Below are 12,576 nucleotides of genomic sequence, written 5' to 3'. Positions count from 1 at the left end.
CTCTTTTATTTATAAGCTTGCCGCATTTTCCGATACGTTTTGTATGTCCGGCCATTCCAGTAAAAGAAAATACTAGCGGACCCAGCTGTGTGTACGAGCTTGCGGCAATGGCCGCGCACACTTTTTTTGCCGGCTGCTTTTTCTTCTGACAAATAAACGGCCACGATGCCTTCGATTAGGAATGAATGAAACTTCGCATGCGGCAGCTGCTCCGTTCCCTTTTTCGCCTGCTGTAAAAAGTAAAGAAAACGTTCCATCATTTCTTTCTCATTTTTGTAATACGTGCAGAAGTTCAACTCGCCATCTTCTAAGTCCTCTTCTTGATCAATAAAATAATCGAGCAAAATGTGAATACCCTGTCCATACGGGAAATAGCAGTCACGTACCATTTTGGCATATGTCGGTGTAAACGCCGGCTGCATCGCGCATGACATAAGACAATACACCCCAACCGTAGAACCTGTGCAGGCTGAAAATTCATACCATGTCATGTCCGGCAAGTCTGCTTTATAGCTGTCAAACCAGCGGATCAGTCGTTCTTCCCTTTCTTCCGCACGGACATGTTTATGAATTTGAAGCTCGCTGTAGTAACGGCTTAAATCCAGTACATGTGGTTTTGCAGCTGCAAACGATGGCGTGTTCTCGACAATGCGGCGGCAGCCATCAACAAGTGCATTCAAATAACCGCCATCGTTTTTCGACTGGCGGAATCGATAGTAATCGCTTTTTGCCTGCCTCGGAAAAAAGCAGTCATGAAGCGCTTCGTGAAGCGCCGCAAAATCATCCGGATTAAACGATGTCGTTTGGTCACACAAATTGTCCAGATAATCGCAAATTAATTGATACGGTACGATAAACGAAATAGCGTCTTTAGAGCGAGCACCGGCGAGCATCGAAATGACGCCGCCTGCTTCACAATGAAAATATTTTTTTTCGTAAACATCAAGTGCCTGCTGTCTTAATTCCGAATCCGGGATTTGTTCCGCCAGCACTTTCCATTTTCTCCATTCCGCTTTTACAGACGGAAAAATGTTTTTGTATATTTTTCGCATTAACAGAAGCGAATTTGTAGGGACCGTCATTCTCTTACCTCACTTTTCAATGATAAAACCGAGTGACCGCAGCCGATTGTGAACAAAATCGAGCGCATACTTAAACACATCATCACGCTCCGGTTCGTTAAAAATTTCATGATACAGTCCTGGCCATTCTTTGTACTGTAATTCTGACAGACTGAGCTTTTTAGCAAAAATGCGGACGGCGCTTGCGTCTGTGACCCGGTCATCCCCTGCCTGCATAATCAGATGCGGGATATCGGGAATTTCGCCCGGACCAGCTGTTGCAATTTTAATGGCCTGAACAACTTCCCGATACCAGCGGACTGATACTTTTCGGACGAATAAAGAATCTTCCGCATCAAATGCCCAAATTTCTTCATTTCGGGTCGCTATATCGGATGTTAAGCCAGAATCGAATTTTAGTGAAGGCGTAACGGTATTTAAGCCGTGTGTCATTACATTTAAATGTTTCGGCGGCATATGCTTCATTTTAAAAAGCGGGGACGACAAAATCACACCCGCGATTTCCGGCTTTTGCTCCTGCAAAAAACGGGTGACAATGAGCGCCCCCATGCTGTGGCCAAGCAAAAACACCGGCACGTCAAACTGATAAGCTGCCTGAATCCAATCGGATAGTTCATTTGTATATTCTGTAAAAGATGAAATGTGACCCCGGCGCGCACGCGATGTCATGCCCTGACCCGGCAGGTCACCCATGACGACATGAAATCCATTTTGCCGCCACCTTTCAATGAGCCAGCCGTATCGCCCATGGTGCTCAAATGCGCCATGAACGATGACGATGACCCCTTTTGGCTTTTCTTCGCATTCCCATTTCCACATAACGTTCTCTCTCCTTCAAAAACGACAGTCGTTTTTTCTATTATACAAATCTTTTGCCGTTCGATAAAATAAAACGGTACAATAACTAAAAGAAAGGGGTTACAATGATGATTTATCCATACAAAGACAAGAAGCCAGTGATTGCGGAATCAGTTTTTGTCGCTGACTTTGCAACTATTACAGGCGACGTTATCATCGGTGAAGAATCTACTATTTGGTATAATACGGTTATTCGAGGCGATGTGGCACCAACCGTAATCGGCCGACGGGTAAACGTGCAGGATAATTCGGTCCTCCATCAAAGCCCTAACAATCCGCTCCTAATAGAGGATGACGTGACGATTGGCCATCAAGTGATGTTACACAGCTGCAAAATTCGGAAAGGCGCACTTGTTGGCATGGGTTCGATTATTTTAGATAATGCCGAAATCGGGGAAGGGGCGTTTATCGGTGCAGGGAGCCTCGTGCCGCCGGGCAAAGTGATTCCGCCAAACACAATGGCGTTCGGACGGCCGGCGAAAGTCATACGGGAAGTAAACGATGCCGACCGAAAAGACATGGAGCGGATCGTCCAGGAGTATGCGGAAAAAGGCCAATACTATAAGGGAATTCAAGAAAAAGACCGACTCAATAAATGAGACGGTCTTTTGGTTTAGATAAGAAAATATTTTTTTGATCTTTGTCCAGCTTCAAGCAACCAGGCCTCGAGGCCCACGCGATGTGGGTCACGAAAGCGTTGCAGCAGGATGCTGCGTTCTTAGCTTTTGTTCCAAAAAGCCGTCACAGCTGTGTGGCAAAGAGTGCCACCGCCGGTCCGTCTTACGGGCCTGAGCGGCCGCCTTATGCTTTTCTTACTTCACCGCTGATTTTAACACATCTGCTTTGTCTGTACGCTCCCATGGAAGATCCACGTCTGTACGTCCAAAATGACCGTATGCAGCTGTTTGGCGGTAAATTGGACGGCGCAGATCAAGCATTTTAATGATGCCTGCTGGACGAAGGTCAAAGTTTTGACGAATCAGATCAACGAGCACTTCTTCCAAAACAGTCCCTGTTCCGAATGTGTCCACAGCGATTGAAACGGGATGTGCAACACCAATTGCATACGCAAGCTGTACTTCGCATTTATCAGCAAGGCCTGCTGCAACGATGTTTTTCGCTACGTAACGTGCTGCATAAGCGGCAGAACGGTCTACTTTTGTTGGATCTTTACCGGAGAAAGCACCGCCGCCATGGCGTGCATATCCACCGTACGTATCAACGATAATTTTACGGCCTGTCAAGCCTGCATCCCCCTGCGGTCCGCCAATAACGAAACGGCCTGTCGGGTTGATGAAGAATTTCGTTTCCGCATCGATCAATTCAGCCGGAACAACTTCATTGATGACTTGCTCACGAACTTCTTTTTGAATTTGCTCAAGTGTTACTTCCGGATGGTGCTGCGTTGAAATAACAATCGTATCAACACGAACCGGCTTGCCGTTTTCATCATATTCAACCGTTACTTGCGTTTTTCCGTCTGGACGGAGGTAATCAAGCGTTTCTGTTTTACGCACTTCTGTTAAACGGCGCGCTAATTTATGAGCAAGAGAAATTGGAAGCGGCATAAGCTCTTCCGTTTCGTTGCAGGCAAAGCCGAACATTAAGCCTTGGTCTCCTGCCCCGATGTCATCTAATTCTTTATCGGTCATTTGGCCTTCGCGCGCTTCAAGAGCAACGTTAACACCTGCCGCAATATCAGGAGACTGCTCGTCAATTGATGTTAAGACCCCTGCTGTTTCTGAGTCAAATCCGTATTTTGCACGGACGTAGCCGATTTCTTTTATTGTTTCACGAACAATTTTTGGAATATCCACATAAGATGAAGTGGTAATTTCGCCTGCAACGAGAACAAGTCCAGTCGTTACAGATGTTTCCGCTGCCACACGGGCATTCGGGTCTTTGTCAAGAATAGCATCAAGAATCGCATCGGAAATCTGATCGCAGATTTTATCCGGATGTCCTTCCGTTACGGACTCTGATGTAAACAGGCGGCGCTGCTTTGTCATGAAAAAATTCCTCCTTAAAAACAGTATGTGTACGGTACTCATTTCCCTCAGGTGATCCAGAAAATAAAAAAACTCTCCCGGTATTGAGAGAGGAAAGGTTGTTTTTACTCGGGCCTTTCACTCTTATCGTCCAAGGCTGATCCTTGCTCAGGTTTAGCACCTTCTCCGCGCGTTGCGGCAGGTTGCTGGGTTTCACAGGGCCTGTCCCTCCACCAGCTCAGGATAAGAGTATCCGTTCAAGTGTCAATGTTACGAAATATCGCGCTTCGTGTCAACCCGTTTTCCTTCTAAAAACAAAACAATTTCTGTCTTCATTTTTTTCATTCTTTTTTTTTCTTTCCTATTTAATAAGCACACATATTGATTAGTATTTCACAAAAAATATAAAAATAAACAAAAAAATCCCTCCAATAGTATAGATTATTAACGTTAATGTGTTATACTAATTTCATGTTAAGCAAACACATATAAAATTTGGATAAAGGATGGTCGTACACTATGAACTCTTTAACTGTTTCCAGCGAAATCGTCGAGCTGCTGAAAGGCTCAAACATTCTCGTTCAGCCTTCCGTACCTGTTCTTGTTGAAAAGGTGCTTAAACGCGGCGAAGGTATTTTAACCGCATCCGGTGCGGTTCGCGCCGAAACAGGCAAATATACGGGCCGCTCTCCGAAAGATAAGTTTATCGCCCTAGAAGCCTCTGTTAAAGACAAAATTGATTGGGGTTCAGTCAACCAGCCAATATCTGAAGAAGCGTTCAACCATTTGTACGAAAAAGTCGTCCGTTATTTGAAAGAAAAAGACGAACTGTTTGTTTTTAAAGGTTTTGCTGGTGCGGATGAAAAACACCGCTTGCCGATTCAAGTCGTCAATGAATATGCATGGCATAATCTATTTGCCCATCAACTGTTCATTCGCCCAACTGAAGAAGAACTTCACATGCACGAAGCGGGCTTCACGATTTTGTCGGCGCCTTCTTTCCAGGCAGATCCGCTTGTAGACGGTACTCATTCTGAAACATTCATTATCGTTTCATTTGAACAGCGCGTAATTTTAATTGGTGGAACAGAATATGCGGGCGAAATGAAAAAATCTATTTTCTCCGTTATGAACTACCTTCTTCCTGAAAACAATGTATTGTCGATGCACTGCTCGGCTAACGTCGGCTACGAAGGCGATGTTGCTTTGTTCTTCGGTCTTTCCGGCACAGGGAAAACAACTCTTTCCGCTGATCCGCACCGCCGCCTTATAGGGGATGATGAGCACGGCTGGTCTGCAAATGGCGTTTTCAACATCGAAGGCGGCTGCTACGCAAAGACAATTGGTTTAACACGGGAAAAAGAGCCGCAAATTTTTGATGCGATCCGCTTCGGTTCTGTTCTTGAAAATGTGGTCCTCAACCACGATACACGACTGCCAGATTACGACGATAACACATTGACCGAAAACACGCGTGCCGCATATCCGCTTCAAGCGATTGACAACATTGTCGATCCGAGTGTAGCCGGTCATCCGAATACGATCATTTTCCTGACAGCAGATGCATTTGGCGTACTGCCTCCAATCAGCAAATTGTCGAAAGAGCAGGCAATGTATCACTTCTTGAGCGGTTACACATCAAAGCTTGCCGGAACGGAGCGCGGCATCACAAGCCCGCAAGCGACGTTCTCTACTTGCTTCGGTTCTCCATTCCTGCCGCTACAGGCAAACGTATACGCTGAAATGCTCGGCAAAAAAATTGATGAGCATAATGCACAAGTATTTTTAGTCAACACAGGCTGGACAGGCGGCGAGTACGGAACAGGCGAGCGTATGAAGCTTTCTTACACGCGCGCTATGATTCAGGCTGCACTAGAAGGTGAGCTGAATCATACTGAAACGTACAAAACAAAAGTGTTCGGCCTTGAAATCCCACTTCACGTACCGGGTGTCCCGGATGAGGTATTAATTCCGCGCAAAGCATGGGTGGACGAGGACACATTTATGGAAAAAGCAAAAGAATTGTCTGCCAAGTTCCGTAATAACTTCAAAAAATTCGCCGGTGTTGCTGTCGATATTGAGGAAAAAGGCGGGCCACTGCTTTAGAAAATAAGATCAAAGGCTAAGAGCGCGGTATCGTGCCGCAACGCCTTTATGACTCGCTCGCCTCCTGCGGGTCCCATGCGGAAGGCTCCTAGGCTCCTTTAGCTGGCATCACCAACATCGTTCAAAAATATATACTTTCTTAATCTTTTCAAAAAAAGGACCACAGGAATTATCCTGTGGTCCTTTTTTGTTTAATTCGTTGACTTTAATGAAACGAGTGTATACGTGATTGTAGTGGAGTCCTGCTGCCATTCTACTTTTTTGATGAGCGCTGTGCCGCTTTGTTCACTGTCGATTGTTTTATGAACAGCGACAGGAATATCAATCGGGTACAATCGATAGCCGCTTTTTTTCAATACAAACCGGTTTTCTTCCTCCCGCACTTCGTTTCCTTTTGTGACAATCATTGTATTTAATTCCATCGGCATTCCCATCATTTGTCCCCCTTCATCCATTTCGCAATATGACCGACAATCTGCCGGTTGACTGCAGGTGGTATGTAATGATCATATTCGTCAAAATACATCGTTTCCGCATGTGGCACAGCTTGTTCCAGCCTATACGCATGCTCCGCCGATACATTTTTATCAAGCCGCCCATGAATGATCAACACGGGCGCTTTTATGCGGCGGGCATCACGTAATGGTGTCCGCCGCTCGTATTGCTCTGGCACTTTTTGCGGTGTCCCGCCAATGACACGCTTCATCATTCGGCGCATATCTTTTCGCTCTTCGTATGTGAGCGTCATATCCGACACGCCGCCCCACGTAACCATAGAGGCTGCCGGCCGATGAATCGCTGTTAAAATCGCCATGACGCCGCCTCGGGAAAAGCCGAAAACATGAACACAGCTGCTTCTCACACGCGGATGCTGTTCCAGCCAGTCAAATGCGCAAAAAGCGTCTTCTCGGTCATCTCCGGCAAAGTCTTCATTTCCTTCACCGCCGCGGTTACCCCTATAAAACGGCGCAAATACAATAAATCCTTCTGCTGCAAATTCGGCAATTCTAGCCGGTCTCACCATACCAACGCCTTTAATGCCGCCGCGCAAATATAAAAGTCCATCATAGCGCTCGTCATCAGCTGGTTCTGCTAAAAATCCTTTGACTGAAAGACCGGCAGATTCATACCGGACCATATAAAGACGAACATGTGGATTTGGCGATGGATACGGTGTGCAGGTCATCATACCAATCCCTTCCTTTTTACTTCAGACAACGCAAGCGCAATCATGTCATCTTTCATTAAAAACGAATAGCTGTCTTGAAAACGCACATGCAGCAAATCTTCTGTTTCAACGTAAGGACCGTCTGTTTCCAAATAATCGTCTTTCTTTTCTATATCCGTTACTTGCGCGAAAAAAACCGCTTTTAAAAAGGGCTTTTCCGGAACATGCACACAGTATTCACCAATGAAATGCAAGCCGGATATAACAGCACCTGTTTCTTCAGCTACTTCCCGGCGGGCTGCGGCTTCAAGTGCTTCACCCGGCTCTATTCTTCCTCCGGGACATTCAAGTCCGCGCACCTTGTGCTTCGTTAAAAGCCATGCTTGTTCTTTTCGGCATAAGACGAGAACGTGAGACGGCGTTTTACCGAATGCACCTTTTTCAAACGTCATTGTAACGGTATAGCTATTTTCGTCCGTAAATATACGCAACCGGCATCCCTCACCCTTGCTTGCTTTCTCTCTATTATACGTCATTTCTCCATTTTTTTATATACTCACGCGCCTCATCATCCCCGAGTTCATATATTTTTTCATACACGGCCGTCATGTGCCGGTCATATTGGTCGTTGTCGGCATCTTCATGATACGGAATGGCCGGGAGATGTGCCCGCCAAAACGTACCGAAATCAGCACCATTCATCCCGTTCAAAAGCTCTCGCAACGATCGGATTTCTTTTTCATTGGCGAAAACACGAAAATTCCAAGGCGATACATCAGGCTGCGACTGGATTTCCCCACTGGCAACTTGAATATAATAAGGCTGCTTTTCCACATGAATCTCCTCCTTTTTACAGGATGCTCTCTTTTCTTTTCATTCATTCAACGAAAAAAAGTTGGAATATGATAACGTTTTCATGTATAACTATATATATATTCTTGAAAAGGAGGCACAGCGATGAAATTCGTGGATGAGTTATTTGAACTATATCGTGGCCGGCTGCAGGGAACGGAAGACGACCTCGATATGATCACGCTGACCGTTCTGGGTGAAATGTCTGAAGCGGATATATTGTCGGTCATTGGAGAAATGCCGAAAGACGAGCTTGCCTGGCTGTTCCGAGTGTATTTGTACGAAGGGTTAAAAGAAAAGTTTAATCAAGATCAGATTCCGGTTCGTCACAATCGCCAGTTTCATTAATACATAAAAAAAAGCGGAGAAGCAAATTCTCCGCTTTTTTGTTGCCATTCATCGATTTGTCAATTATTTTTCAAGAAACGATTTCAGCATCCATACGTGTTTTTCAAGACTTTGGTGAATCGCAAGAAGCATATCTCCGGTTGTTTCATCGCCCACTTCATCCGCAAGGTCCATCGCTTCTTTTAACTCGCCTGTCAGCGTAGTGAAATCATCTACAATAGATTGAACCATTTCTTCCGCTGACTCTTTTCCTTCCGCTTCTTTTACACTTGATTTTTCCAGTGATTCTTTAAGCGTTGCAATCGGTTTTCCGTTCAGCGCTAGTAGACGCTCCGCCAATTCATCAATATGAACGCTCGCTTCCGTATAAAGCTCTTCGAATTTTGTATGAAGAGTGAAGAATTGCGGTCCTTTTACATACCAATGGTAGTTATGAAGCTTCGTGTACAGAACCGTCCAGTTTGAAACCTGTTTGTTTACGCTGTTAATTAGTTTTTTTGACATAAAAAAATCCCCTCCAGCTTGTATGTAATTTATACCGATACTTACATTATACCCGCCTTGTGCGAAAGTAAACAAAAACGTGTTACACTATGAAAAAGGAGGATCTTTCATGTCGACTATGATCATTGTCGTTATTATATCTATTATCGTTGTTCTGGTTGTGCTTGCTTTATCCGTTTTAACAATTAATAAAGGGTACAGCTACAAGCACACAATCGACCCGCCGAAACGCAATTCATCTGATGAGACGCGTGAAGATAAATGAAAAAGTTGTTCTTGCTTTTAATCCGTTTTTATCAAAAAGTACTGTCACCATTGAAACCGCCGACATGCCGCTTTTATCCAACCTGCTCTCATTATGGACATGAAGCTGTTCAAAGACACGGGGCGTTGAAAGGCGGGCTGCTTACTACGATCCGTATTTTAAAATGCCACCCCTTTCATCCAGGCGGCTTTGATGAAGTTCCTGAAAAATGGCCAAAAAAAAAATCAGACCTCGGCTGATTTTTTTTCGGGATGGCTGAACAGCTCTTTTTGCTCAAAGCCGGCCACTCCTGCTGTAATGTTTGCCGGGAAACGACGGAGAGCTTCATTTAATTGGTTAGCTTGTGTATTGTAAGCACAGCAGGCGTTCGGCATTTCCGCTATCAAATTCTCAGCTTGGGCACGAAGACGAATATAGGATGCAGATGTTCGAAGACGTGGACAGCGCTCAGCAGATGCAATCATTTGACCTGACAGCTTATCCAGCTTTTCACACAGCCGCACCTTTTCCTCGATGGGCATATAATCAAAGCGGTCACGTAAAGCGGTCATTTCTGCTAAAATCCCTTGTGCATCAAGGTCATAAGCGGCTACTTTTTCCGCCCATTTCGCATGCACCTCTACTCGTTTTTTCATAAAAAGATCCACATCACGAAACGAATCATTAAGTTTCACATGAAGATCTTCCAAACATCGCTTTTTGCGGATAAACAGAAAAAAAGTGAGAGCCGCCACGGTACATGCCATCCAAATTACAACTTCCATAGGCTGCACCTCTTTTCTGTTTTGCTTACTCCTTTTTACTTCTTTTCCCCAAAAAAGTTTCAATAAAACGACAATTCAGACAAAATAAACAGTTTCTTTTTTGTTTTCGAGCCATTTTCTGTTGATTTCATAACCAATCCCGGCTTTTTTAGACAGCTGAATGCGGCCCTTTTCGACAAAAATACCTGGTTCAATGACGTCTTCTTCCCAATAGTAATCCGTAGACATGATATCACCCGGGATTGTAAATCCCGGAAGCGAGGCGAGAGCAATGTTATGAGCGCGTGAAATACCAAATTCAATCATCCCCCCTGCCCATATGTCCACATTTTGCCGAAGACAGCAGTCGTGAATGCGTTTCGCTTCCGATAAACCGCCAACGCGGCTGAATTTAAGATTGATAACCTGACAGGCTCCCATTTCAAGTGCACAAACTGTATCATGAAGCGACCGGATGCTCTCATCTAAACAGACAGGCGTGTGGAGTACTTTTTGCAGCTTCGCATGATCCCACATATCATCTACAGAAAAAGGCTGCTCGATCATCATGAGCCCAAAATCATCCAGCTTTTTTAAATGATCCTTATCTTGTATAGAGTACGCAGAATTGGCGTCCGCCATTAATGATATGTGAGGATATGATTGACGGATTGCTGTTAACAAAGAAATATCCTCTTCACGGCTGATTTTCACTTTGATTCGTTCATAACCCGCCTCAATGAATGTATGAATTCGCTCTAACATTTCATTTATTGTATTTCCGGCTGCTACTGCTCCGACCGGAATCGACGTGCGTGTTCCGCCTAATACCTCAAAAAGCGGTTTGTTTACCTGTTTCGCATATAAATCCCAAATAGCCGACTCTACTCCTGCTTTAGCCATTCGATTGCCCCGGACCTCAGAAAATAGATGAGCGATTTTTTCCGGATGATTGATTTGGCTGTCTTTAAGCAGTGGAAATAAAAGATTTTTAATGATGTGCCATTCCGTTTTGACTGTTTCTTCGGTATACCACGGCGTGGAAAAAGCAGACGCTTCTCCCCAGCCGACTATTCCGTGCTCATCTTCTGCTTCAATAATAATCGCTTCCCGCTTCGTTACCGTTTCCAAATGTGTATGAAATGGCTTTTTAAGCGGCATTGAAACGACATACATCTTCAGTTTTTTAATCTTCATCCTGTCCACTCCATTGCTTCGCCAGCTCACGCCGAAGCAGCTTGTTTGCAGCATTTTTTGGCAGTGTGTCCACTTTCACAAAATAAGCGGGTACTTTATAGCGGGCCAGCTTTTCCCGGCAAAAATCGATTAGTTCTTCTTCAGAAATCGGTTCTTTGTTTACATAAAAAGCGGCCGGTACGCTTCCCCATTGGTCATTTGGCACACCGGTGACGCCCGCTTCAAGAATCGCTGGATGTCCAGTCAGCACAGACTCAATCTCAGCTGGATAAATATTTTCTCCTCCGGAAATGATTAAGTCGGAGCGGCGGTCCAGCACATATAAAAAACCATCTTCATCGAGACGGCCAATATCGCCCGTTCGAAACCAGCCATGTTGAAAAGCTTGTTTATTGGCCTCTGGACGATTTAAATAGCCCGGTGTCACATTTGGACCACTTACCAGAATTTCACCTTCATCTGCTCTGTCAATTTTGACCGCACACGGAAATAACGGCTTTCCTGCTGAACCGAGCTTTCGAAGTGAATCTTCTGGCGTAAGTGTAACAATTTGGGACGCTGTTTCAGTCATGCCGTACGTTTGGAAAACGGGAATTCCTTTCGCTTTACATGCTTCAAGAATGGGAACAGGCGCCGGCCCGCCGCCAAGAAGCATACAGCGCAGACGAGAACTGTAATCACCCTCCAGCTCATGCAGCATCGCTGAAAGCATCGCCGTCACGACAGACATCATTGTTACATTACCTGATTTCAACAGTTGATTCACACGTTCTGGTTCAAATTTTTCCATTAAGTGTACTTCCATGCCATACAGTACACTTTTCATCAGAATTGAATAGCCCGAAATATGAAAAAGGGGCACAGCACAAAGCCAGGTGTCATCTGAATGAAGACCAAGGTTTAGCGCGGAAGCCGTAGCACTCATATAATGATTTCCATACGTTTGAATGACTCCTTTTGGGCGGCCGGTCGTACCTGATGTATACATAATGGAACATGTTTCATCCAAGGAAAATGTCTGACGTGTTTCAGCAGGTGCAACGCCCTCAATGCCGGTTATGCAAAAAGACCGCACTCTGGAAATAAGCTGTGCTTTTTCAGTGTGTTCCTGATCGTACAGCAAATAAACCGCCTTCGCATCATGAAGCTGCCAGGCGATTTCATCCGTTGTCAGCCGGCTGTTCAACATAACAGCCGTCGCACCAATCTGCTGGAGCGCATATATAGTAAATACGGTTTCAGGCCGGTTTGCTGCCAGTATACCGCAATAGTCACCCTTTTTAATACCTGCTGAATATAATCGGTCTGCTGTCCGGCGCGTTTCATCGAACAGCTGGGAGAACGTCCATTTTTGTTCATTGAAAACAAGCGCGCTCCGATCTGGTGTTAAAAAAGCGCGCTGCTTCAGCCAGTTCGGCATATTCATTACCATCATCCTTTCCACCTGAAAAAAGAGTGTCCATAA

At 45.0% G+C, this 12,576-nt stretch carries 16 protein-coding genes and 1 riboswitch; of the genes, 5 read left to right on the top strand and 11 right to left on the bottom strand.

Annotation, left to right across the window (positions count from 1 at the left end):
* Positions 1-5 precede the first annotated feature (5 nt).
* Together NLX67_RS08505 and NLX67_RS08500 are read right to left on the bottom strand one after the other, a co-directional pair.
* A complete protein-coding gene (locus tag NLX67_RS08505) occupies positions 6-1,082 on the bottom strand; it encodes a tetraprenyl-beta-curcumene synthase family protein (RefSeq protein WP_254311376.1) in 1,077 nt (358 codons plus the stop codon).
* A 9-nt stretch (positions 1,083-1,091) separates the two neighbouring features.
* Positions 1,092-1,901 (bottom strand): alpha/beta hydrolase, encoded by an 810-nt coding sequence (locus NLX67_RS08500; RefSeq protein ID WP_254311375.1) that lies wholly within the window; start codon positions 1,899-1,901, stop codon positions 1,092-1,094.
* Positions 1,902-2,008: 107 nt separating this feature from the next.
* Between NLX67_RS08500 and NLX67_RS08495 the strand changes: the two genes are divergently transcribed.
* Positions 2,009-2,539: a gamma carbonic anhydrase gene (locus NLX67_RS08495; RefSeq protein WP_254311573.1), complete on the top strand. Its 531-nt coding sequence runs from the start codon at positions 2,009-2,011 to the stop codon at positions 2,537-2,539.
* Between the two features lie 213 nt (positions 2,540-2,752).
* On the opposite strand, the gene metK is transcribed toward NLX67_RS08495, so the two are convergent.
* Positions 2,753-3,949: a methionine adenosyltransferase gene (gene metK / locus NLX67_RS08490; RefSeq protein ID WP_046178521.1), complete on the bottom strand. Its 1,197-nt coding sequence runs from the start codon at positions 3,947-3,949 to the stop codon at positions 2,753-2,755.
* A 120-nt stretch (positions 3,950-4,069) separates the two neighbouring features.
* Positions 4,070-4,178: riboswitch (SAM riboswitch) on the bottom strand.
* Positions 4,179-4,447: 269 nt separating this feature from the next.
* On the opposite strand from metK, the gene pckA reads away from it, so the two are divergent.
* The gene (gene pckA / locus NLX67_RS08485; RefSeq protein ID WP_254311373.1) at positions 4,448-6,034 is read left to right on the top strand and encodes a phosphoenolpyruvate carboxykinase (ATP); all 1,587 of its coding nucleotides are present in this window, start codon (positions 4,448-4,450) and stop codon (positions 6,032-6,034) included.
* Positions 6,035-6,225: 191 nt separating this feature from the next.
* Here the strand turns inward: pckA and NLX67_RS08480 are convergent, their stop codons facing one another.
* The 4 genes from NLX67_RS08480 to NLX67_RS08465 are packed head-to-tail and all read right to left on the bottom strand — an operon-like array spanning position 6,226 to position 8,036.
* Positions 6,226-6,468 carry a DUF2584 domain-containing protein gene (locus NLX67_RS08480; protein WP_046178519.1) on the bottom strand — a complete coding sequence of 81 codons (243 nt, stop codon included), beginning with the start codon at positions 6,466-6,468 and terminating at the stop codon, positions 6,226-6,228.
* A complete protein-coding gene (locus NLX67_RS08475) occupies positions 6,468-7,223 on the bottom strand; it encodes an alpha/beta hydrolase family protein (RefSeq protein WP_254311370.1) in 756 nt (251 codons plus the stop codon). The genes NLX67_RS08480 and NLX67_RS08475 overlap by 1 nt, the downstream gene beginning before the upstream one ends.
* Positions 7,220-7,693, bottom strand: a complete 474-nt coding sequence (gene ytkD / locus NLX67_RS08470) for an RNA deprotection pyrophosphohydrolase (RefSeq protein ID WP_254311369.1) — start codon at positions 7,691-7,693, stop codon at positions 7,220-7,222. The genes NLX67_RS08475 and ytkD overlap by 4 nt, the downstream gene beginning before the upstream one ends.
* Positions 7,694-7,727: 34 nt before the next feature.
* Entirely contained in the window at positions 7,728-8,036 is a 309-nt protein-coding gene (locus NLX67_RS08465; RefSeq protein WP_046178516.1) for a hypothetical protein, read from the bottom strand.
* Positions 8,037-8,159: 123 nt separating this feature from the next.
* On the opposite strand from NLX67_RS08465, the gene NLX67_RS08460 reads away from it, so the two are divergent.
* A complete protein-coding gene (locus NLX67_RS08460) occupies positions 8,160-8,402 on the top strand; it encodes a DUF6154 family protein (protein ID WP_046178515.1) in 243 nt (80 codons plus the stop codon).
* A 63-nt stretch (positions 8,403-8,465) separates the two neighbouring features.
* Here the strand turns inward: NLX67_RS08460 and NLX67_RS08455 are convergent, their stop codons facing one another.
* Positions 8,466-8,906, bottom strand: a complete 441-nt coding sequence (locus NLX67_RS08455) for a Dps family protein (RefSeq protein ID WP_254311367.1) — start codon at positions 8,904-8,906, stop codon at positions 8,466-8,468.
* A 118-nt stretch (positions 8,907-9,024) separates the two neighbouring features.
* Here NLX67_RS08455 and ytzI point away from each other — a divergent pair, with 118 nt between their 5' ends.
* A complete protein-coding gene (gene ytzI, locus NLX67_RS08450; protein ID WP_082091460.1) occupies positions 9,025-9,171 on the top strand; it encodes a YtzI protein in 147 nt (48 codons plus the stop codon).
* Entirely contained in the window at positions 9,168-9,410 is a 243-nt protein-coding gene (gene yidD, locus NLX67_RS08445; protein ID WP_046178513.1) for a membrane protein insertion efficiency factor YidD, read from the top strand. Before ytzI ends, yidD begins: the two co-directional genes overlap by 4 nt.
* On the opposite strand, the gene NLX67_RS08440 is transcribed toward yidD, so the two are convergent.
* From NLX67_RS08440 to NLX67_RS08430, 3 genes are all read right to left on the bottom strand, one after another.
* A complete protein-coding gene (locus tag NLX67_RS08440; RefSeq protein WP_254311366.1) occupies positions 9,396-9,935 on the bottom strand; it encodes a LemA family protein in 540 nt (179 codons plus the stop codon). The genes yidD and NLX67_RS08440 overlap by 15 nt on opposite strands.
* A 75-nt stretch (positions 9,936-10,010) precedes the next feature.
* The gene (menC, locus tag NLX67_RS08435; protein ID WP_254311365.1) at positions 10,011-11,111 is read right to left on the bottom strand and encodes an o-succinylbenzoate synthase; all 1,101 of its coding nucleotides are present in this window, start codon (positions 11,109-11,111) and stop codon (positions 10,011-10,013) included.
* Entirely contained in the window at positions 11,101-12,543 is a 1,443-nt protein-coding gene (locus tag NLX67_RS08430; RefSeq protein WP_254311572.1) for an o-succinylbenzoate--CoA ligase, read from the bottom strand. Before NLX67_RS08430 ends, menC begins: the two co-directional genes overlap by 11 nt.
* Positions 12,544-12,576: the final 33 nt, after the last annotated feature.

The organism is Domibacillus sp. A3M-37 (assembly GCF_024213455.1).
GTDB lineage: Bacteria > Bacillota > Bacilli > Bacillales > Domibacillaceae > Domibacillus > Domibacillus tundrae.
Note: the sequence above shows the minus strand (reverse complement) of the source record. Positions and strands in the feature narration are given on the sequence as shown.

Bases quoted from the DNA above. Each gene is read 5' to 3' on its own strand.
- NLX67_RS08430 (WP_254311572.1), bottom strand. From the start codon at position 12,543: ATGGTAATGAATATGCCGAACTGGCTGAAGCAGCGCGCTTTTTTAACA.
- yidD (WP_046178513.1), top strand. From the start codon at position 9,168: ATGAAAAAGTTGTTCTTGCTTTTAATCCGTTTTTATCAAAAAGTACTG.
- NLX67_RS08495 (WP_254311573.1), top strand. From the start codon at position 2,009: ATGATTTATCCATACAAAGACAAGAAGCCAGTGATTGCGGAATCAGTT.
- metK (WP_046178521.1), bottom strand. From the start codon at position 3,949: ATGACAAAGCAGCGCCGCCTGTTTACATCAGAGTCCGTAACGGAAGGA.
- NLX67_RS08480 (WP_046178519.1), bottom strand. From the start codon at position 6,468: ATGGGAATGCCGATGGAATTAAATACAATGATTGTCACAAAAGGAAAC.
- ytzI (WP_082091460.1), top strand. From the start codon at position 9,025: ATGATCATTGTCGTTATTATATCTATTATCGTTGTTCTGGTTGTGCTT.
- NLX67_RS08440 (WP_254311366.1), bottom strand. From the start codon at position 9,935: ATGGAAGTTGTAATTTGGATGGCATGTACCGTGGCGGCTCTCACTTTT.
- NLX67_RS08455 (WP_254311367.1), bottom strand. From the start codon at position 8,906: ATGTCAAAAAAACTAATTAACAGCGTAAACAAACAGGTTTCAAACTGG.
- NLX67_RS08500 (WP_254311375.1), bottom strand. From the start codon at position 1,901: ATGTGGAAATGGGAATGCGAAGAAAAGCCAAAAGGGGTCATCGTCATC.
- NLX67_RS08475 (WP_254311370.1), bottom strand. From the start codon at position 7,223: ATGATGACCTGCACACCGTATCCATCGCCAAATCCACATGTTCGTCTT.
- NLX67_RS08505 (WP_254311376.1), bottom strand. From the start codon at position 1,082: ATGACGGTCCCTACAAATTCGCTTCTGTTAATGCGAAAAATATACAAA.
- NLX67_RS08460 (WP_046178515.1), top strand. From the start codon at position 8,160: ATGAAATTCGTGGATGAGTTATTTGAACTATATCGTGGCCGGCTGCAG.
- menC (WP_254311365.1), bottom strand. From the start codon at position 11,111: ATGAAGATTAAAAAACTGAAGATGTATGTCGTTTCAATGCCGCTTAAA.
- pckA (WP_254311373.1), top strand. From the start codon at position 4,448: ATGAACTCTTTAACTGTTTCCAGCGAAATCGTCGAGCTGCTGAAAGGC.